We start from the raw sequence: 20,187 nt of genomic DNA on the forward strand, positions 1-20,187 counted from the left end.
TGGGCTGGTCGGTGGAGGCATCGGAAGTCACGGGTGGGCAGTCTACGCGCGCCGCCCACCCAACAGACCCACCACCTGCGAGACCGGGACCAGCCCGAGCACCTGTGCCGGGACCAGCCCCCGGCTCGGGTCACCGGAGGGATCGGTCGGTCCGACCAGGATCACGACGGCGGCCCCCGCCTGTGCTGCGCGGGCTACCTGGGCCACGGCCTCCGGCCCGCGCGTGCGGGTCACCAGCGCAGCCGGCGGGATAGCGTGCGCGACCGCGCTGAGCGGCACCTCCTGGCGGCCAGTGGCAGGCACGGCGGTCAGCGCCTGCCGGTCGACCAGGGCGACCGGCTTGCCGCGGTCGTCGACCAGCACGATGCCGACCGACGGCGTGCGGGCCAGCACCTGGTCGGCGTCGGCGACAGTGCCGCTAACGTGCAGCACGTGAGCACCGGTGGCGATCGCTGCCAGGTCGATCGCCTGGGCGCTGCGCTGGGCCTTGGCTTGGCGCAACGATGCCTGGGCCCCGGTCCACAGCACCCCGGCCACCAGGGCCGCCCAGACGGCGGTGACCACACTCGGCCGTTCCCCGCGCAGCAGCGGCACGAGCAGGCTCCCGCCGAGCACGACGACGGCGAGCACCTGCCCGGCGCGGGCGGCGACGATGGTGCCCAGCGAGCGGTCCTTGCTGATCGACCAGACGGCGGCCTCGAGCAACTTGCCGCCGTCCAGCGGGAGCGCGGGCAACAGGTTGAAGATGCCGACAAAGGCGTTGGTGTAGGTGAAGGCGTCCAGCGCCAGGCCCGGGAGTCCAGGAAGGCCGTCCCCGAGGAACCAGGCGAGGGCGGCGAGCGCCAGGTTCGCAGCCGGGCCGGCCACGGAGATCAAGGCCGAGTCGCCAGGGGTACGCAGTCCACCGCTGAAGGAGGTGTGCCCGCCCCACAACGTGACCACGTACTCGCGGACGGGCACCTTGCGGGCGCGTGCAGCCCAGCCGTGTGCGAGTTCGTGAGCGAGCACGGAGATGAACAGCAGCGCCGGGACGGCCAGGGCCCACAGGTAGGCGATCGGACCCGCACCCGTGATGGACTGCAACTGTGGTCCGACCAGGGCGATCAGGACCCCGGCGATGAGCAGCCACCCGGCGGTGACCACCACCGGCGCTCCGCCGACGCTACCGATCCGCCAGCCGCGGGTGGTCTGGCCGGCTGGTCGTGGACGCGGTGCGGGCCGGTCAGTCATCTGGTAGCCGGTCGTCGACGTCTCCGGCGACGATGCGACGCAGATCGGCGACGGTGATCCCAGCCAGACTGGGAAACCTGCTGCGGCCCCTGGCTGCCGGAATCGGCACCTTGGCCTGCACACCGATGACAGCAGCCCCCGAGGCTTCCGCCGAGGCAAGACCCGGCAGCGAATCCTCGATCGCGATGCAGGACGCCGGGTCGACACCGAGCTCTGCGGCTGCTCGCAGGTAGGGCTCCGGGTGGGGTTTGCCGCGGGCGACCTCATCGCCTGTGACGATCACAGCGAACGGGTTCGGTTCCAGGGCGGCCAGCACCACATCCGTCAGTCGCCGCCAGGACATGGTGACCAGCGCGAGTGGGACGCCCGCGGCGCCGAGCTCCTCGAGCAGCTCCCGGGCGCCTGGCCGCCATGGGAGCCCGCGGGTGGCGATCCGGTCGATGACGCCGGAGATCATCAGCTCGATGACCTCCTCGACGCTGCCGCGCACCCCGGCCCGGTCGCGCAGTGCGGCGGCAGAGACCTGCAATGGCATCCCGACCAGGTCGGTGCCGAGGGATTCGTCCCAAGCGCCGCCGTGTGCAGCGGCCAGCTCCATCTCGACGGCGATCCAGTACGGCTCGGTGTCGACCAGGGTGCCGTCCATGTCCCACAGGACGGCGGCGAGGTCGGTCTCAGTGGTGATTCGAGGCACCCGCCGAGTCTACGGTGTGCCGGGCCCGGGGCCGGCGCCACGAGCGGACGGGAGGCTACGGCGTCGTAGGCTGGAGTGGTGACCACTCCGCCACGCCACCGCGGCCCGGACCCCGACCACACCGCAGACGCCGGCACCGAGGTGCCTCCGGCGATGCTCATCGCTGCGTTCGAGGGCTGGAACGACGCCGGTTCGGCGGCGAGCTCGGCGTTGGCGCACATCGCCGAGGCGTGGGACGTGCGGGAGGTCCATCGGCTCGATCCCGACCTGTTCCACGATTTCCAGGTCAATCGCCCCACGATCGGCCGCGACGAACGCGGCCACCGAGTGCTCACCTGGCCGAGTACGACGGTCTCGGTGACGGCCACACCGCAGCGAGGGCGCCGGCTCGTGCTTGTCCAGGGCGTGGAGCCGTCGATGCGCTGGCGCGACTTCTGTGGCCAGCTGCTCGACATCGCCGAAGAGCTGGATGTGGGAACTGTGGTGTGCCTCGGGGCGTTGCTCGCCGATGTGCCACACACCCGGCCGATTCCGGTGCAGACGAGCTCGGACGACCGGCGGGTGCAGGCGTTGCTGGACGTCGAGGAAAGCGACTACGACGGCCCGACCGGGATCACCGGAGTGCTGACTCACCTGGCCGCCGACCGCACCATGCACGCGCTGAACGTGTGGGCAGCCGTCCCGCACTATGTGGCACAGCCGCCGTCACCCAAGGCCACGCTGGCCATCCTCACGGCGCTGGATGAGTTGCTCGGCGAGCCCACCCCGGTGGGAGACCTGCCGGAGGACGCGAAGGCGTGGCAGGACGGCGTCGACGAGCTCGCCTCGGACGATCCGGAGGTGGCCGAGTACGTGCAGCAGTTGGAGGAGGCCAAGGATACGGCCGAGCTCCCGGAGGCCTCGGGCGAGGCGATCGCGCGGGAGTTCGAGAAGTTCCTGCGCCGCCGCGATCCCGGGCACGGTCCGGGCTGAGTGCTGCTCGGCGGAACGAGCCACGAGGGTGGCGTGAATGTCGTCGTGGCGCCGTTCGGTGACACTGAGGCCGCCCTGACGCGCCACCGACGGAGGTCTTCGACCTCAGCTGCGTAGGTCCACACCCAGAAGAGCGTCGACGGCGTCCACCAGCAGTGCGGGATTGTCGGCTCCGCCTTGGCTCGCCCAGGCGTCCACGGCGGCCAGCGCCGCCGGGGTGTCGAGGTCATCGGCCAGCGCGGCGCGCACCCGCTCCAGGTGGGTGACAGCGTTCGGTCCCTGCGAACTGCTTGGCCCGCCAGATGCGTTCGCCGCCCCCGGCTCGTCCCGGTCCGGGACCACCCGGCGCCAGCGCGCGAGCCGGGCCCCGGCGGTCTCCAGGTGGGCGTGTGCGAACTCCCAGGAATCGCGGTAGGTGTGGTCGAGCAACGCCAGCCGGATCGCGCGCGGGTCCACACCCTGGGCGACCAGGCGCGAGATGAACACCAGGTTCCCCAGCGACTTGCTCATCTTGTGGCCTTGGTAGGCCACCAGACCCGTGTGGACGAAGCACCGGATCGGCTCCTGTGACGTGCCCTGGGTGCTCTGATCGCCGTGGGTGCCCGAAGCGGGCAAGAACCGCAGGTGGCTGGTGCCCATGTCGTGGTGCGGGAAGATCAGGTCTTGCCCGCCCCCTTGCACGCTCACGGGCAGACCCAGATACTCGGCGGCGATCGCACCGCACTCGATGTGCCATCCCGGCCGCCCGGGGCCGAGACCATGCCCGTCCCAGTGGGGTTCACCCGGTCGCTGGCCGCGCCACAGCAGCGGGTCCAACGGGTCGCGCTTGCCTGGCCGATCCGGGTCCCCGCCGCGTTCGGCGAACAGCGTCGCCATCGCCTCCGGATCGAGGTGGCTGAGGGAGCCGAACCGCTCGTCGGCGGAGAGGTCGGCGTAGACATCCTGCTCGACCCGGTAGGCGGCACCGGCGGCGAGCATCGTCTCGACGGCGGTCACCAGCAGGTCCATCGCTTCCACGACGCCGATGTAGTGGTCGGGCGGCAGCACCCGCAGTGTGGACATGTCCGAGCGGAACAGGTCGATCTGGTCGCTGGCCAGATCTCGCCAGTCCACCCCGGTCGCCTCAGCCCGTTCCAGCAGCGGGTCGTCGATGTCGGTGATGTTCTGTACGTAGCGGACATCGACCCCGGCGTCGCGCCAGACGCGGTTCAGGGTGTCGAAGGCCAGATAGGTGAACGCATGGCCGAGGTGGGTGGAGTCGTAGGGCGTGATCCCACACACGTACAGGGCTCCCACACCGCCGGTCACGGGATCGACACGTTCACCGGAGGCTGTGTCGTGCAACCGGGGACGGTGGCCCCGACCGGGCAGCGCAGGGATCGCAGGGCTCGTCCAAGATTGCACGATCTCAGCCTAACGAGTGGCTCGGGCAACTCTGACCACAGGGGTGCCCTGCCTCACGTGCTCGGCAACGGGGCGACGACCCCGGCCAGGAGCAACGCCACGACGATCACGGACAGCACGATGCGGTAGTAGACGAAGGGGAGGTAGGAGTAGGTGGAGACGATCTTCAAGAACGCGATGATCACCACATAGCCGACACCGAACGCCACGATCGTGGCGAGCAGGGTGGGGCCGAAACCTGCTGCGCCACCGGTGCCTCCGCTCTTGACGAGTTGGTAGAAGCCGGAGCCCAGGACGGCTGGGATCGCGAGCAGGAAGGAGTACCGCGCAGCTGCCTCCCGGGTGTAGCCCATGAGCAGGCCGGCGGTGATCGTTCCACCGGAGCGGGAGACGCCGGGCACCAGCGCGAGCGACTGCGCGAAGCCGTACAGCCAGGCGTGCTTCCACGTCAGCTGGGTCAGCACGCGCTCCTTTCGGCCCCGGACGTCGGCGATCCCGAGGATCACCGCGAACACGGTGAGCACGAGCGCAGTGAGATAGAGGTTGCGCAACGCATGCTCGATCGCATCCTGGAACAGCAGCCCGAGCACCACGATGGGGATGGAGCCGCAGATGACGAACCATCCCATGCGGGCGTCCGGGTCACTGCTGGGCACCTGGTTCTTCCACGGGCCGACCGGGAGTGCCTGGGCCCACCGGCCGATGATCCGGGCGATGTCGCGGCGGAAGTAGAGAACCACTGCGGCCTCGGTACCGATCTGGGTGATGGCGGTGAACGCCGCCCCCGGGTCCTGTCCCATCAGATCACCGACGATGCGCAGGTGCGCACTCGAGGAGATCGGGAGGAACTCGGTCAGTCCTTGTATGACCCCCAGCACGAGGGCTTCCCACCATGTCACGAGGCCCAACGATAACCGGCCGACCCGGTCATGACGGGTAACCTCGCTGACATGCAGACACGGCGACTGGGCGCGAGCGGACTGCGCGTCTCCTCGGTGGCACTGGGGACGATGACCTGGGGGCGCGACACCGACGAGCACGAGGCTGCCGAACAGCTCAAGGTCTTCCTGGATGCCGGCGGCACGCTGCTCGACACGGCAGCCACCTACTCCGGCGGCATGGCAGAGGAGGTCATCGGTGGCCTGCTGGGCACGGTCGCCGAACGCGACGAGTTGTTGCTGTGCTCGAAGGCCGGGGTACGCGACGGCCGTGTGGACGCCTCCCGGGGCGCGTTGCTCGACGGGCTCGACGCCACCCTGAAGCGGTTGGGGACCGATCACCTCGACGTGTGGCTCGTCCAGGCCCCCGATCCAGGCACCCCGCTCGAGGAAACCGTCTCGGCGCTGCGCCACGCTGTCGACACCGGCCGCACCCGGTATGTCGGTCTGGCGAACCACCCGGCCTGGCAGACCGCGCGCGCGGCCACCCTGCTGGAGGTCGGGACGGGTCTGCCGGGCCTCTCCCCCGGGCTGGCGGCAGTGCAGATGGAGTACTCCCTGTTGCAGCGCGGGATCGAACGTGAACTCCTCCCGGGTGCCCGGGCCCTCGGTGCGGGCGTGCTCGCCTGGTCTCCCCTCGGACGCGGAGTGCTCAGCGGCAAGTACCGGCGCTCGGTACCCGCAGACTCCCGCGCGGCATCTCCGCACCTGCGCGGATTCGTCGAGCCCTATCTGACTGACGGCTCGCGCAGCGTGGTCGAGGCCGTGGTGACGGCTGCGGACGGACTGGGCCGTGCACCGGTCGAGGTTGCCCTGGCCTGGGTGCGGGACACGCCCGGGGTGAGCTCCGCCGTCGTGGGAGCACGGACACCGGCCCAACTACGGGGCTCACTGGCAGCGGTGGACCTGGAGCTTCCCGAACAGATCCGGGATGCGCTCGACGAGATCACCGCACCGGTCCTCGGGTATCCCGAACGTCGCTGAGGGCACGTTCGACTCAGGGACACAGCGATGAGTGCGCAGCGATCGGCGCTCAGCGCTGGTCGTCCACCTCGACCTCAAGATCGTCGTCGTAGGTGTCGGAGTCATCGCTGTCATCGGTGTCGAACTCGTCGAGGTCGTCGTCCTCGAGATCGTCCTCGTCGCCGTCGTAGACGACGAACGGGGTGTCCACCCCGAGCTCGTCGTAGAGCATCTCGTCATAGTTCTCGAAGGCGTCAGCGAGTGCCGCGGCCGCGTTCAGCACGGTCGGGTCGTCATCCTCCGGAGCACCCTCGGCAGCGTCGAGGTGAGCCTCAAAAGCGGTGAGGAGATCATCCAGCGCAGCGCGCAGATCCTTGGCCATGGCCTGACCGTAGCACCTTCGACCGGCTGGGTGGAGAGCCATTTTCGGCCCGGGTCCAGTACGCTCTGGCACACCCGGCCCGGGCTGCTGACCCACGCTCGGGCCGAGGGCCACTATGGTGTCGCCATGGCAGGCATTCCCGCGACACGATCGACACGATCGACACGGTCGGCGGCTCAGTACGAGTTCCGCGTGGTCTCCATCCCGCCGAGCGCGAGCCGCACCGATGTGCGCCAGCTGCTCACCGAGCAGGCCGAGTACGGCCGGTGGGAGCTCGCACGTCACCGCATCTACCTGGGCGGGGCGCGGAAGGTGTGGTTACGTCGCAAGATCATCCGGGTGGCCAGCACCCTGTGAGCCACAGCGGTCGCCCACTCAGCAGGTCCGCAGGAACCGCTCCAGCACGCGCACACCGAACTCCACCGCCGCCACCGGCACACGCTCATCCACGCCGTGGAACATGCCGGCGAAATCGAGCTCGGGTGGCAGCTGCAGCGGGGCGAAGCCGTATCCGGTGATCCCCAGATCGGCGAGGTGCTTGTTGTCCGTGCCGCCTGAGAGCATGTACGGCAGCACGACGGCGCCCGGGTCCTCTGCGTCCAGAGCGTCCACCATCCGGTCCACCAGGTCGCCGCTGAACGGCACTTCCAGAGCGATCGAACGCTGCACGTCCTCGAACCGGATGCCCTCCCCTGCCAGCTCGCGCAGCGTCGCCATCGTCTGTTCTTCCTGGCCGGGCAGGAAGCGCACGTCGATGACCGCCTCGGCTCCTCCGGGCACCACATTCGCCTTGTATCCGGCGTCCAGCTGCGTGGGGTTGGCCCAGGTCGAGAGCGTCGCCCCGACGAACTTGCTCGCCGATCCGAGTGAGGTGACCAGCGCATCGATCGACGCACGGTCCTGCGGGTCGTAGGCGATCCCGGTCAGGTCTGAGACGCCGTCCAGGAGGGCGCGCACGGTCGGTGCCAGCTCGGTGCCCCACGAGTGAGCGCCGATCCGCGCGACTGCTCCGGCGAGCCGGGTGACGGCGTTGTCAGTGTTGATCTGTGAGCCGTGCCCTGCCGTGCCTTCGGCGATCATCCGCAGCCACGCGATGCCCTTCTCCGCCGTCTGCAGCAAGTAGGCGCGCTGACCACCCAGCTCGACGGAGTAGCCGCCGACTTCGCTGATCGCCTCGGTCGCACCGGCAAATAGCTCCGGACGGTTCTCCACTGCCCACCGGGCACCGTAGGTACCGCCGTGTTCCTCGTCGGCGAAGAAGGCGACGATCAGATCGCGAGGCGGCTGCCAGCCGTTGCGCTTCATGTCGCGCACCACCGCGAGGATCATCGCGTCCATGTCCTTCATGTCCACGGCGCCCCGGCCCCAGATCATGCCGTCCATCTCGTCGCCGCCGAAGGGGTCCATCTTCCAGTCGCGGGCCTGTGCCGGCACCACATCGAGATGGCCGTGTACCACCAGGGCCGGTCGGAAGGAGTCCGCTCCGGGAATGCGCAGCACCACGTTGGCGCGCCGGTCGGCGGACTCGAAGTACTCGGGCTCGTAGCCGACCTCGGTAAGCAGGCCCATCACGTACTCGGCGGCTTCGCGCTCTCCGGGCCCGGAGCCGTCCCCGTAGTTGGAGGAGTCGATCCGGATCAGCTCGCGGCAGATGCGGACCGCATCCAGCTCAGCAGCGGTGGGCGTAGGGGTCTGGGTGCTCATGAGTGCAGTCCTCGGCGTCGCAGCAACGGGTCGATGATCGGGTCGCGGCCTCGCAGGTCGCGATAGGAGTCGAGCGGATCCTGGCTGTGGCCACGAGAGAGGAGGGCGTCGCGGAAGCGTTGCCCGGCAGCCCGGTTCAGCCCGCCGTCCTCATTCTCGCTGGCCTCCTGGCGGAACCAGTCCACAGTATCGGCGTCCAGCACCTCGCTCCAGATATAGGAGTAGTAGCCGGCGTCATAGCCGCCGCCGAAGGTGTGGTTGAAGTAGGTGGTCCGGTACCGCGGCGGGACGAGCGGATCGGCCAAGCCGTACCCGTCAAGGGCGCGCGCCTCGAAGGCTTCCACCTCGCTCACACGGGTGGGCACCTCGTCAGGGCTGAGGTGGTGCCAGGCCTGGTCGAGCAGTGCGGCAGCGAGATACTCGGTGGTCGCAAAGCCCTCCCCGTACGACTGGGACTGCCGCAGACGGTTCAGGAGTTCGGCCGGCATCGGCTCGCCGGTGGCGTGGTGCCGCGCGAACCGGGCCAGTACCTGCGGGTGCCATGCCCACATCTCGTTCACCTGGGAGGGAAACTCCACGAAATCCCGCGGCACCGCGGTGCCCGAGACAGACGGGTAGCGGGAGGCGGCGAACAGGCCGTGCAGTGCGTGACCGAACTCGTGGAAGGCGGTGATCACCTCATCCCACGTGAGCAGCGTCGGCTCACCTGCCGCGGGCCGGTTGATGTTGAGGTTGTTGACGACCACGGGGCGGCGATCGAGCAGTCCGGAGCCGTCGACGAGATTGTGCATCCACGCCCCGCCGCGCTTGCCCTCCCGCGCGTCGTAGTCGGCCACGAACAGGCCCAGGCCGGTTCCATCGGCCTCGAACACCTCGTAGACGCGCACCCTGTCGGCATACCCCTGCAGAGCCTCACGGCGAGTGAGGGTGATGCCGTACAACTGCTCCGCGGCGTAGAAGACGCCGTCGTGGATCACCCGGTCCAGCTCGAGATACGGACGCAGCACATCCTCGTCGAAGGAGTACCGGTCCTGGCGCACGCGGTCGGCGTAGAACGCCCAATCCCAGGCGTGCAGGCTCGCGCCGGGCTCGTCGTGCTGCAACGCCTGCTCGAGTTCGTCCGCCTCCTGCCGGGCGTTGCGGACGGCCGGCCCAGCCAGCTGGCCGAGCAAACCGGTGACGGCGTCCGCCGTCTTGGCCGTGGCGCCCTGGGCGACGTAGTCGGCGTGGTGAGCGAATCCGAGCAACGCAGCCCGTTCGGCGCGGACGCGGGCGAGGTCCAGCACGATCTGGCGGGTGTCAGAGGCTGTATCCGGCCCGGTGCCACGGGAGACGGAGGCAGTGTGCACCCGCTGGCGCAGGCCGCGGTCGGGAGCCTGACCGACGATCGGCTGCGCGGTGGGCAGACCGAGGGTGACCAGCGCACCGCCCTGGCCACGGTCGGCTGCCGACTGCTGAAGAACGGAGACGGTGCTCTCGGCCAGTCCGGACAGCTCGGCATCGGCGACGGGAACGGCCGCCGCCTCGAGACCGCTGACCACGCGCTGGGCGAACTGGGTCTGCAGCGCGGTGATCTGGCCATTGAGATGCCGGAGCCGCTGACGCCCGGCCGGGTCGAGCCCGATGCCGGAACGTTCATACCTGGTGAGGTACCGGTTCAGCACCCAGGCGGTCTCGCCGTCGTGCGTGGCGCCGGCCAGCTCACGGAGCCGGTCATGGAGGCGATCGTCGAGCCAGAGCGCGTCGGCGTGCTCGGCCAGCCGCGGGGCGTACTCGGCTTCGATGTCGCGGAGCTCATCGGTGCCGACGGAGCTGACGAGGGTGTGGAAGACGTGCTCGACCCGCGTGAGCAACGCGCCTGAGGACTCCAGTGCGTCCAGGGTGTTCTCGACGGTCGCGGGCTCCGGCCGGGTGGCGATCCGGTCCCACTCCTGACGCTGCTGCGCCATTCCCGCCTCGAGCGCTGGACGCAGATGTTCGGTACGAACAGCTGCGAAATCGGGGAGTCCGTAGGGCAAGGACCACGGCGCGGCAAACGGGTTGTCGGGCGTGAGAACGGGGGTGGCCATGCCTCATTCATACCTGATCGCGCCGACACGAATCGCGCCTCAATCATGGTCGCGCACGCTCGGATGATGTCGTATAGTCGTGCGCAAGCCGGAATCAGTCCCCGTCCCCCTCGGAGGCGTAGAAGTTCCGGTCAGCCGCGACCGCCGAACGGCCCCCCTCTGAACGGCCGGTCGCGCGGCGGCCCCGATTGCGCTCGACGCGTCGGGGCCGCTTTCATGTCTGCACCGCCTGCCCCAGCACCTCGGCATCGCCTTCCGATCGGCTCGATCGACTCAGGGTCCTGCAGTTCCCTTCCTCCAGCTTCCCTTCGAGCAGCAGCTGGTCGCCACCGGTCGTGTGCCCGGACCCAGATTTCGATGTGATTCGGTTCACAGATCGAGATCAGACGGCTATGTTCGACGGACGTCCCCATCACGGGACGGACGTCGAACACGATGAGGAGACCCTTCATGCGTCGATCCGATCGATCCGGTGCGGACCGGACCCGACGGGGGGCCGTTGCGATGGGCAGCGCTGCCGCCCTCGCGCTGACCGCCATCATCCCGTTGAGCGCCGCATCCGCGGACGAGATCACCGATCTCGGTACAGCATCCGACCACGGCGTCGCAGCGGAACCGGCCGGACTGCAGGCCGAGTCGTCGCCGACCGGAGCCTGGCTCGTCGAAACCGAAGGCACGCCGACCAGTCGCGGTGGCAGCCCGTCGGTGAACTCCCGGCATGCACGTGAGGTGATCGCTGAGGCGCAGGAGCTCGGTGTCGACCTGAGCGTCCGCAGCGAGCTCGGTTCTCTATGGACGGGCCTGTCGGTGACGATGTCGGATGCCGACGCCGCCCTGCTCGCCGGCGCCGACGGCGTTCAGGCGGTCTTCCCGGTGCTTCCACTGGAGCTGCCGCCGACACCGACGTCGGATGTGGTGCCGGAGATGGTCAGCGCCATCACCATGACCGGAGCGGACATCGCCCAGAGCGAGCTCGGCTACGACGGTGAGGGGATCGCCGTCGGGATCATCGACACGGGCGTGGACTACCACCACCCGGACCTGGGTGGCTCGGGATCGGAGACCACCTTCCCCACCGAGCGAGTGCCGGTCGGATACGACTTCGTGGGCGATGACTACAACGCCGACGACAGCAGCGTGGACTTCCAGCCGGTGCCGGCGCCGGACCCGGACCCGGACGACTGCCAGAGCCATGGCACGCACGTGGCCGGGATCGTGGGAGCGGACGGTGACCCGGCGGACGGCGGGGTACGCGGTGTGGCGCCCGGTGTCACCTTCGGTGCCTACCGGGTGTTCGGCTGCGACGGCTCCACCACGTCCGACATCATGATCGAGGCGATGGAGCGGGCACTGGAAGACGGGATGGACGTGGTCAACATGTCCATCGGGGCCGCCTTTGCCTCCTGGCCGGAGTACCCGACAGCGGTGGCCAGCGCTGCGCTGGTGGACGCCGGAGTGGTCGTGGTCGCCTCGATCGGCAACGAGGGTGATCTCGGGCTGTGGGCAGCCGGAGCGCCCGGCGTAGGCGACGACGTCATCGGCGTGGCGTCCTACGACAACGTCGAGTTCATGGCGAACTCGTTCGGTACCCAGCCGGACGGCGCCGTCTACCCGTACATCTCGGCTGCCAGTGCCGCCGACGCGCCCACCTCGGGCGAGCTCCCCCTGGCGATCGCGGACCTCCCGCTCGCGTGCGAACCACTGGCCGGCGACTACTCGGGTCAGGCGGTGATCGTGCAGCGCGGTGACTGCTCGTTCCACATCAAGGCCGTCAACGCCCAGGATGCTGGTGCTGCCGCGATGGTGCTCTACAACAACGCGCCGGGTCTCGTCTCCCCCACCGTGGAAGGCGAGACCCCGATCACCATCCCGGTCCCGTCCCTCTCCCTGGACGACGGGCTGACCCTGGTGGCCGCCGTCGAAGAAGGGACGGCCACCGAGCTGGTGTGGAGCGATGAGACGATTTCCGCACCGAACCCGACCGGTGGGCTCATCTCCGACTTCAGCTCCTACGGCATGACGGCAGACCTGCAGCTCAAGCCCGATCTGGGCGCACCGGGTGGGCAGATCTGGTCGACGATGCCGCTCGAGCAGGGTGGGTACGGATCGAAGTCGGGCACGTCGATGGCATCGCCGCATGTGGCGGGCGCGATCGCACTCCTGCTGCAGGCGCGAGACGACCTCGACCCGGGTGAGATCAAGGATGTGCTGCAGAACTCGGCCGATCCCACGCTGTGGTCGCTCAACACCGACTTCGGGCTGCTGGAGCCGGTGTTCCGCCAAGGGGCCGGGATGCTCGACATCGATGCGGCGATCCTGTCCACCACACGGGTCTCCCCCGGCGCGATCGAGCTCGGCGAGAGCGAGCACGGCCCGGTCTCGCGCACGGTGACGCTGCACAACGACGGCGGGACTGACGTGACGTACACGGTCTCGGCTGAGGATGCGATCGCCACGGGCGGGGATCCGGACGACCCGACGTTCCTGTACGGCGTCAGCAGCGTAGATGCCCCTTCGCAGATCACGGTGCCCGCGGGGTCAAGCGTGTCCGTCGATGTCACGATCGCTCCGAGCGCCGATCTGGAGCAGGCGCAGTACGGCGGGTACCTGACCCTGATGCCCGAGGACGGCGAACCGATCCGGGTGCCCTACGTCGGGTACGCCGGTGACTATCAGGGGGTGCCGCTGCTCACCGACATCGGGTACGGGTTGCCGGTGCTCGGCCAGCTCACCGCGTGTGACCGCCTGATCGGAGCGGACTGCACGATGAACGGCGAGTGGGATCTGATGCCGGACGGCGCCACCTACTCGATGGCCGACGGCGATGTGCCGACGTTCCTGGTGCACCTGGAGCACCCGGCCCAGTCGCTGGAGATGACGGTCTACGCGGCCGTCGATGGTGAGCGCGGCGCGGCGATCGGTCCGACGGCGACGTTCCTGGCCACAGAGCATGTGGGACGTTCGGGTGGTGCGGAGGCGTTCACGCCGTACACCTGGGACGGGGTGCTGGCCTCGGTCTACCGGGCCGGGCGCCACAACACCGAGTGGTCGGTGCCGGACGGGGACTACATCATCGGCCTGACCGTGGTGAACGCCCTCGGCGACCCGGAGAACCCCGATCACATGGAGAGCGCCGATACCGCGGTGTTCACCATCGACCGGGACGGTGATGGCAACCCACCGAGCGAGTTCCGGGAGCAGCTGCGGGACGTGCCGCCGAAGATGAAGGGACAGCTGCGTTGCATCGTCGACGGGCGGTGCTGACCAGACCGGCAGTCACTGCCATCCGGGTGAGTCGCAGCCCCTGATTCACAGGGCGCGGGCCTCGGGCCACCAGGCTCGCGGCCCGCGCCCGGCGTGTCTGGCGCGCTCGGCCTCGTGATCGAAGACACTGCACTACACCAGTGACCGGGTTACAGATCGGCAAGCCCGTCATGGTATGTTTACCGGCGTCGCGAACGCCCCTGCGGGAGTGTTCGCCTCACCCTTGTCCGGGTGGCGGAAATGGCAGACGCGCTAGCTTGAGGTGCTAGTGCCCGTATAGGGCGTGGGGGTTCAAGTCCCCCCTCGGACACCATGTGACCTGCGGCGATGCAGGATCGCGGAAGGCGCATCGCCATCTGTTCATCGTCGCCTCCGCGTGAAGATCACATTCCTGAACGCAGCACCGATCAGGGCATCGGTGCGTTGAGGTCCGCGGCCCACGCACGTATCGCCTCGCGCTCGGATTCGTCGCACACATACCCGTAGCCGATCCAGTAGTCCTCGGTCTCGAGCGTCCATTCGTCATGGTAGGTGAGCGCGTAGCAGTCGGCCATCTTCTCGCTGCTGCCCTGGAACAGCCCCTGGTCCAGCAGCCGTTCGTAATCGCGGGACCCGTCCATGAATCTCGCGGCATCTGCTCGCTGGTAGACGTGGGCAAGCTCGTGCACGACCATCATCCGCAGCTCCCACTCGCTGGAGTACTCGCTCTCAGCGAGCAGATGGATGGTCAGCGAATCCCCCCGGAGCACGCAACCGGTCGTCCTCCACCCGTCCCTGTCAGAGGCTCCGCACACGGACGCAGCGTCCCAGCGGACATCGATGAATCCGTCGCCGGCACCGTCAACGAGCTCCTCACTGAGGGAACCGGAACTGTTCACGCTTCGATCTTCGGCCTCGGCAATTAGCTGCTGCAGGTCCTCCCGGCGCCGCTGCGCTTCCTGAGCGGCTGACTGCGCTGAGAACGCGTTGTTCCCGTCCACTGCGTCTTGCGCCCGTTCCTCGAGTCGTTCGAACCAGACGAGCTCGGTCACCAGCGGTGCGACGGGATTACCGTCGAGCTGGGCGGCAAGATCGTAGTACTGCTGGCGCTCCGACTCAAAGATCGCCATCTGCTCGTCCAACTCCGCATTCCCACTGCCACCTGCGGGTGCCGACGGATCGGCGCCGGTCGGCGTTGCAAGACCCGGGGGGTCTCCAGGATCCGAATGATCCGATGCCAGAAGCGCGCCGGAGCACGAGAAGAGGGTGATCAGGAGAACGACGGCGGACAGGCAGCCACCGGCCGCGAGACCCCACCCGCGGCCTTGGCGAGGCGGGTGCGGGCCAGCAGGCTGTGGGTACGGTCCTGGCCGCGGCCAGGGACCCACTCGCTGCGGAGGCGGGCCGACCGGCTGCGGGCCACGAACGGGCGCTGCAGCGGGCCCTGGCTGCGGGCGGACGCTGCCCTGCCCACGCATGCCACCTGGATTCACCGAGGTCATCCAGTGGCGCAGCGCGGGATAGGCGCGCGGGTTGGCCGCGATCACCGCATGGAGATCCCAGCGCCGGGCCGCGATGGTGGCTAAGTGTTCAGGAGGAGTCCTCGGATCCCTCGCAATGAGCCACTCATGATCCCCCTGACCACCAACCACACCGACACGTTATCCCACGGCGCCCCCTGACCCGCCGTCGGTCGGTCCCCCGCCGCTTCCACAGCGGCAGCGCGCTGATCCAGGACGATCACAACCTCCACCGCCACATCCTCCGGGGCACCCGATCAGGGCACCGGAGCGTTGAGATCTGCCGCCCACGTGCGGATCGCCTCGCGCTCCGACTCGTCGCACACGTACCCGTAGCCGATCTCGTAGCCGTTCCCGCCTTCCGGTAGCTCGAGTGTCCATTCGTTGTGATGGGCGAGCGAATAGCAGTCGGCCATCGATTCGAAGCTGCCCTGGAACAGCCCCTCGTCCAGGAGCCGTTCGTACTCGCTGGACCCGTCCTCGAACCTCGCGGCATCCGCATTCTGGTAGACGTGGGCCAGTTCATGCACGAGGACCATCCGCAGATGCCGCTCGCTGAAGTATTCGCTGTCAGGCAGCACATGGACGGTGAGCACATCCTCGTCGAGGACGCATCCGAGCGTGATCCAGTTCTCCTGATCAGCGGGAGCGTCAACGTCCTCGCACGCGGACGCAGCGTCCCAGCGGATATCGATGAAGCCGTTTCCGGCACTGTCGACGATGTCCTCACTGAGGGTGCCTGAACTATTGACACGACGATCTTCGGCCGCTGCGACAACGTGCTGCAGATCCTCCCGGTACTGCCGCGCGTCCCGCGCCACGCTCGCAGCAGCGGAAGGGTAGTCAGCTGACGCCGCTCGTTCCTCGAGAGCTTCGAACAACTCGGGGCGAGTGACCAACGATGCGACGGGATTACCGTCGACCTGGGCGAGAAGCTCGTAGTACTGCTCCCGCTCCGACTCATAGATCGCCATGTGCTCGTCCACCTCCGGGTCCCGGCTGGGGCCTGCGGGAGCGGACGGGGACGAGGACTGGAACGCGGACGGGGACCGGGACGCGGACGGGTCGCTTCCCGCGCCGGTGGGATCTGGATCGTCCGATGCCAGAAGCGCGCCGGAGCACGAGAAGAGTGCGACCACGAGGACGAGAGCGGTGAGGCAGCCTCCGGCCGCGAGCCCCCACGCGGAGCCACGGCGCCGCGGCTGTGGGTACGGTCCGGCGGGCCGCTGCGGGTACGGTCCGGCGGGCTGCGGTCCCGCAGAGGGGGCAGCGTGCCCTGGCTGCGGCCGCATGCTGCCTGGATTCACCGAAGCGATCCAGTCGCGCAGCGCAGGGTAGGTGCGCGGGTTGGCGGCGATCACCGGGTGGAGATCCCAGCGCCGGGCCGCGATATCGGCCAACTGCGCAGGCGGGGTCCGCGGATCCCCCGCTATGACCGACTCATGATCCCTGTGCCCACCAACCACCCGGAAACGGTACCGCGGGAATCGACCTGCTCCGGCGAAGCCAGAGGTGCGTCCCAGCGCTCTCAATGCAGTGCCCGTATCCGTCACCACAGCCGGGCCGACAGCATGACTGGCATGGTGAAGGCACCGTGACCGGCGTGCGGGCCGTCGCTATGACCGATCCCACCACCAGTCGGCAGCTTGAGACTTTGTTCGAACAAGCGACCAGGAGCAATCACCTAGGAGGCAACGAAAACTCGTTGCCCAATCCGCTTGTGTGATGTCCACCACCACGCTACGGTCCATATGTCCTAACAAACGCGAAGGAGCGTCCATGGCTACGAACCTCCACCGTCCGCCCGCGACCCACATCCGACCCGGGCCAAGTGACGAGCAGCACAATCTCAGCTGACGCATCCGAGACCGGCAGGAGGTTCACATGCGCATCGCAGTACTCGGAGCGGGGCGGATCGGTATCGCCCACCTCTCGACCTTGGCCGCCGTGCCCGGCATCGACGAGCTGATCGTCGCAGACCCCGACAGAGAACGGTCCGTATCGGCGGCGGCAGCGGTCGGGGCGTCCTCGATGTCGATCGACGAAGCCCTGGCGAGCCGGCCCGACGGCATCGTCATCACGGCACCCACACCAGCGCACCCGGACCTGGTCCGCGCCGGGATCTCAGCCGGGATACCCGTCTTCTGCGAGAAGCCCCTCGCCCAGGACGTCGCCGGCTCACGTGCGCTCGTCGAGGACTGCGAAGGCAGCGACGTTCCGGTGCAGATCGGATTCCAGCGTCGATTCGACGCCGGCTATCGGGCTGCGCGGCAAGCAGTGCGCCGAGGTGACCTCGGAGAGCTGCGCCGGGTTCACCTCATGACGTGCGACCCGGCTCCCCCGTCAGCGGAGTACATCGCCAGCAGCGGAGGCATCTTTCGGGACTGCCACGTCCACGACTTCGATGTCCTGCGGTGGGTTACCGGGTCCGAGGTTGCCACGGTCCACGCTGTCGGAGCCAATCGCGGAGCGGACTACTTCCGCGAAGCGCACGACGTAGACGAGTCGGCCGCTCTGCTCACCATGACCGACGGCACCCTCGTGACGCTGTCCGGATCGCGGTACAACGGGGCCGGATACGACGTCAGGATGGAGCTGGCTGGCACGGTAGCTACCCTGCTTGTAGGACTGGACGAGCAGTCACCCCTGCGGAGTGCTGAGGCACGTGTCCCCTTCCCCGGCGGTGCGCCATACTCGGACTTCCAGCACCGGTTTGCGGCTGCCTATGCCACCGAGCTCGAAGAATTCGTGCGCGTCGTCCGCGGCGAGGTCACGAACCCGTGTACGCCGCGCGACGCCCTCTCCGCGCAACTGATCGCCGAGGCGGCACAGACATCCCGACGCGAGGGGCGCACCGTCGATATGGCTGAACTGAATCTGTGAAACAGCGGGACCGCTGGTAGGGACGGTCCCCGACGACAATCACCACCATGAAGTACAACCACCCAACAGGGGCGACCCAACGCCCCATGTGGATTCCAAAGGAGGAAGCCATGACGAAGAAGATGGTGAAGGCGGGCCTGGCGGCCCTCATCGCTGCACCCCTGGCCCTGGCTGGCTGCTCGACGGCGTCGGAGGAGCCCACCACAGCCGGAGGCACTGGCGACAGCGGTTCTGGTAGCTCGGGAGGCGAGACGATCGCGGTCGTCACTCACGGAACCCCGGGCGACGCATTCTGGGACGTGGTCAAGAGTGGTGCCGAGCAGGCTGGTGACGACCTCGGAGTCACTGTGACCTATCAGGGCGACGGCGACCCCGTGGAGCAGTCGCAACTGATCCAGGCCGCAGTGGCCTCCGACATCGATGGCCTCATCGTGTCCATGTCGAACCCGGATGGCGTTCGCGGCGCTGTGGAGGAAGCTGTGGCCGCGGGGGTCCCGGTCATCACCATCAACTCCGGTTTGGAGCAGTCCCAGGAGTTCGGTGCCCAGACTCACGTCGGTCAGAGCGAGTTCATCGCCGGCCAGGGTGCCGGCGAGCAACTGGGCGAGGCCGGGGTCACCAACCTGGTGTGCATCGTCCACGAAGCCGGGAACACCGGGCTGGAGGATCGGTGTGCCGGTGCAGCCGACACCATGGGGGGCACGGTCTCCAACGTGCAGGTCGACGTCGCCAACGTCGCCGACGCCCAGAACACCATCGAGTCCCAGCTGCTCTCCGATGACAGCATCGACGGTGTTCTGACCCTGAACCCGGGCATCGCCGTGGCTGCCGCTCAGGCCATCGAGTCCTCCGGATCGACCGCGCAGCTGGCCACCTTCGACGTCAGCGAGGATGTACTCGAACTCGTCCAGGACGGCGGCATCATCTTCGCCGTCGACCAGCAGCCCTATGCGCAGGGCTACGTCCCGGTGAGCCTGCTCACCCTGCAGGCCCGCAACGGCGACGTCGTCGGTGGCGGCCACCCCATCTACTCCGGTCCCGGATTCATCACCCAGGAGAACGCCGCTCAGGTGGCCGAGTTCGCCGAGAATGGGACCCGCTAAATGAGCGCCGCAACCCTGACAGCCGCCGACGAGCGGGTGGTGAGAACAAACCCGCTCGTCGTGCTGCTCCAACGGCCGGAGATCGGCGCCGCAGTCGCGGCGCTGGCGATCTTCATCCTCTTCTCCAGCCTCACCCAGGCGTTCCTGACACCGGCCGGAGTCTCGACGTGGCTCTACTCGGCCTCTCTGTACGGGATCATGGCGGTCGCCGTGTCGATGCTGATGATCGGTGGTGAGTTCGACCTCTCGACGGGCGCCATGACCGGCACCTCCGGCCTGATGGTCGGAGTGATGGCCACGCACTACGAGATCAACGTATGGCTGGCGGTGACCATCGCGCTGGCCGCCTCGCTCGGAATCGGCGCATGGAACGGGTGGATCACGATGAAGACCGGGCTCCCGAGCTTTATCGTGACCCTGTCGACCTTCTTCATTCTGCAGGGCATCAACCTCGCGGTCACGAAGCTGATCACCGGAACAGTGGCGATCCAAGGCATGTCCGATGTGCCCGGTTTCGAGCAAGTGAAGGTCATCTTCGGATCGGTCATCCGGTTCGGCGACTTCAGTCTGCGCGCGTCGGTTCTGTGGTGGATCGCGCTGACTGCCGTGGCCACCTGGGTGCTGCTGCGCACTCGCGCGGGCAACTGGGTGTTCGCCGTCGGGGGGCAGTCTCACTCAGCCCGCCAGGTCGGCGTCCCGGTGGTTCGCACCAAGATCTTCCTGTTCATGGGAACGGCCGGTGCCGGTTGGCTGGTGGGGATGCTCTCGCTGTTCGACGTCGGCACGGTCCAGGCGACCACCGGTATCGGGCAGGAGTTCATCTACATCATCTGCGCCGTCGTCGGCGGTTGCCTGCTCACGGGTGGCTACGGCTCGGCCATCGGCGCAGCGATCGGTGCCCTGATTTACGGCATGGCACTCCAGGGAATCGTCTTCGCGCAGTGGGACAACAATTGGTTGAAGGCGTTCCTCGGGGCGATGCTGCTGCTGGCCGTCCTGGTCAACCTCTACGTTCGCCGACAGGCAGGAGTCAGGTCATGAGTGAGGACACCGCGCAGGCCACCGAACTCGACCCCGGCGTG

General features: G+C 68.3%; 17 protein-coding genes, 1 tRNA gene and 1 pseudogene. 8 read left to right on the forward strand and 11 right to left on the reverse strand.

Features of this window, described 5'->3' with window-relative positions; all coding sequences use genetic code 11:
* Nucleotides 1-42: 42 nt before the first annotated feature.
* Nucleotides 43-1,230: a site-2 protease family protein gene (locus tag FV560_RS14825; protein WP_159622332.1), complete on the reverse strand. Its 1,188-nt coding sequence runs from the start codon at nt 1,228-1,230 to the stop codon at nt 43-45.
* Entirely contained in the window at nt 1,223-1,924 is a 702-nt protein-coding gene (locus FV560_RS14830; RefSeq protein ID WP_235020149.1) for an HAD family hydrolase, read from the reverse strand. The genes FV560_RS14825 and FV560_RS14830 overlap by 8 nt, the downstream gene beginning before the upstream one ends.
* A gap of 153 nt (nt 1,925-2,077) precedes the next feature.
* Between FV560_RS14830 and FV560_RS14835 the strand changes: the two genes are divergently transcribed.
* Nucleotides 2,078-2,896: a PAC2 family protein gene (locus FV560_RS14835; protein ID WP_159622433.1), complete on the forward strand. Its 819-nt coding sequence runs from the start codon at nt 2,078-2,080 to the stop codon at nt 2,894-2,896.
* Between the two features lie 105 nt (nt 2,897-3,001).
* Here FV560_RS14835 and mshC read toward each other — a convergent pair whose 3' ends face one another.
* On the reverse strand, nt 3,002-4,300 hold the full coding sequence (mshC, locus tag FV560_RS14840; protein WP_159622333.1) for a cysteine--1-D-myo-inosityl 2-amino-2-deoxy-alpha-D-glucopyranoside ligase: 1,299 nt from the start codon (nt 4,298-4,300) through the stop codon (nt 3,002-3,004).
* A gap of 53 nt (nt 4,301-4,353) precedes the next feature.
* Entirely contained in the window at nt 4,354-5,199 is an 846-nt protein-coding gene (locus FV560_RS14845; RefSeq protein WP_159622334.1) for an undecaprenyl-diphosphate phosphatase, read from the reverse strand.
* A gap of 51 nt (nt 5,200-5,250) precedes the next feature.
* Between FV560_RS14845 and FV560_RS14850 the strand changes: the two genes are divergently transcribed.
* A complete protein-coding gene (locus FV560_RS14850) occupies nt 5,251-6,222 on the forward strand; it encodes an aldo/keto reductase (RefSeq protein WP_159622335.1) in 972 nt (323 codons plus the stop codon).
* Between the two features lie 49 nt (nt 6,223-6,271).
* Here the strand turns inward: FV560_RS14850 and FV560_RS14855 are convergent, their stop codons facing one another.
* Nucleotides 6,272-6,583, reverse strand: a complete 312-nt coding sequence (locus tag FV560_RS14855) for a DNA primase (RefSeq protein ID WP_159622336.1) — start codon at nt 6,581-6,583, stop codon at nt 6,272-6,274.
* A 126-nt stretch (nt 6,584-6,709) separates the two neighbouring features.
* On the opposite strand from FV560_RS14855, the gene FV560_RS14860 reads away from it, so the two are divergent.
* Entirely contained in the window at nt 6,710-6,940 is a 231-nt protein-coding gene (locus tag FV560_RS14860; protein ID WP_159622337.1) for a DUF5703 family protein, read from the forward strand.
* 18 nt (nt 6,941-6,958) lie between these two features.
* Here the strand turns inward: FV560_RS14860 and FV560_RS14865 are convergent, their stop codons facing one another.
* Nucleotides 6,959-8,287: a M20/M25/M40 family metallo-hydrolase gene (locus FV560_RS14865; protein ID WP_159622338.1), complete on the reverse strand. Its 1,329-nt coding sequence runs from the start codon at nt 8,285-8,287 to the stop codon at nt 6,959-6,961.
* Nucleotides 8,284-10,356 carry a M3 family metallopeptidase gene (locus FV560_RS14870; RefSeq protein WP_159622339.1) on the reverse strand — a complete coding sequence of 691 codons (2,073 nt, stop codon included), beginning with the start codon at nt 10,354-10,356 and terminating at the stop codon, nt 8,284-8,286. Before FV560_RS14870 ends, FV560_RS14865 begins: the two co-directional genes overlap by 4 nt.
* A 450-nt stretch (nt 10,357-10,806) precedes the next feature.
* Here FV560_RS14870 and FV560_RS20565 point away from each other — a divergent pair, with 450 nt between their 5' ends.
* Nucleotides 10,807-13,620, forward strand: a complete 2,814-nt coding sequence (locus tag FV560_RS20565; protein ID WP_159622340.1) for a S8 family serine peptidase — start codon at nt 10,807-10,809, stop codon at nt 13,618-13,620.
* A 225-nt stretch (nt 13,621-13,845) separates the two neighbouring features.
* Nucleotides 13,846-13,933 (forward strand) — tRNA-Leu (locus FV560_RS14880).
* A 94-nt stretch (nt 13,934-14,027) separates the two neighbouring features.
* On the opposite strand, the gene FV560_RS14885 is transcribed toward FV560_RS14880, so the two are convergent.
* The 4 genes and pseudogenes from FV560_RS14885 to FV560_RS14895 form a co-directional block, all read right to left on the reverse strand.
* Nucleotides 14,028-14,729, reverse strand: coding sequence for a hypothetical protein (locus FV560_RS14885; RefSeq protein ID WP_159622341.1), 702 nt, complete (start codon nt 14,727-14,729; stop codon nt 14,028-14,030).
* A 140-nt stretch (nt 14,730-14,869) separates the two neighbouring features.
* Complete coding sequence (locus tag FV560_RS14890; RefSeq protein WP_159622342.1) at nt 14,870-15,073, reverse strand: hypothetical protein; 204 nt, start codon at nt 15,071-15,073, stop codon at nt 14,870-14,872.
* A 25-nt stretch (nt 15,074-15,098) separates the two neighbouring features.
* Nucleotides 15,099-15,251 (reverse strand): annotated as a pseudogene (locus tag FV560_RS20725) (variant leucine-rich repeat-containing protein); the annotation flags it as partial.
* Nucleotides 15,252-15,376: 125 nt separating this feature from the next.
* Complete coding sequence (locus tag FV560_RS14895) at nt 15,377-16,675, reverse strand: variant leucine-rich repeat-containing protein (RefSeq protein ID WP_476748642.1); 1,299 nt, start codon at nt 16,673-16,675, stop codon at nt 15,377-15,379.
* 328 nt (nt 16,676-17,003) lie between these two features.
* Here FV560_RS14895 and FV560_RS14900 point away from each other — a divergent pair, with 328 nt between their 5' ends.
* The 3 genes from FV560_RS14900 (at nt 17,004) to FV560_RS14910 (ending at nt 20,146) form a co-directional block, all read left to right on the forward strand.
* Nucleotides 17,004-18,002 (forward strand): Gfo/Idh/MocA family protein, encoded by a 999-nt coding sequence (locus FV560_RS14900; protein ID WP_159622344.1) that lies wholly within the window; start codon nt 17,004-17,006, stop codon nt 18,000-18,002.
* A gap of 110 nt (nt 18,003-18,112) precedes the next feature.
* Nucleotides 18,113-19,105 carry a sugar ABC transporter substrate-binding protein gene (locus FV560_RS14905; RefSeq protein WP_159622345.1) on the forward strand — a complete coding sequence of 331 codons (993 nt, stop codon included), beginning with the start codon at nt 18,113-18,115 and terminating at the stop codon, nt 19,103-19,105.
* Nucleotides 19,106-20,146, forward strand: coding sequence for an ABC transporter permease (locus FV560_RS14910; RefSeq protein WP_159622346.1), 1,041 nt, complete (start codon nt 19,106-19,108; stop codon nt 20,144-20,146).
* Nucleotides 20,147-20,187 lie beyond the last annotated feature (41 nt).

It is taken from the genome of Ruania rhizosphaerae (assembly GCF_009805705.1).
Classification (GTDB): Bacteria; Actinomycetota; Actinomycetes; order Actinomycetales; family Beutenbergiaceae; genus Ruania; species Ruania rhizosphaerae.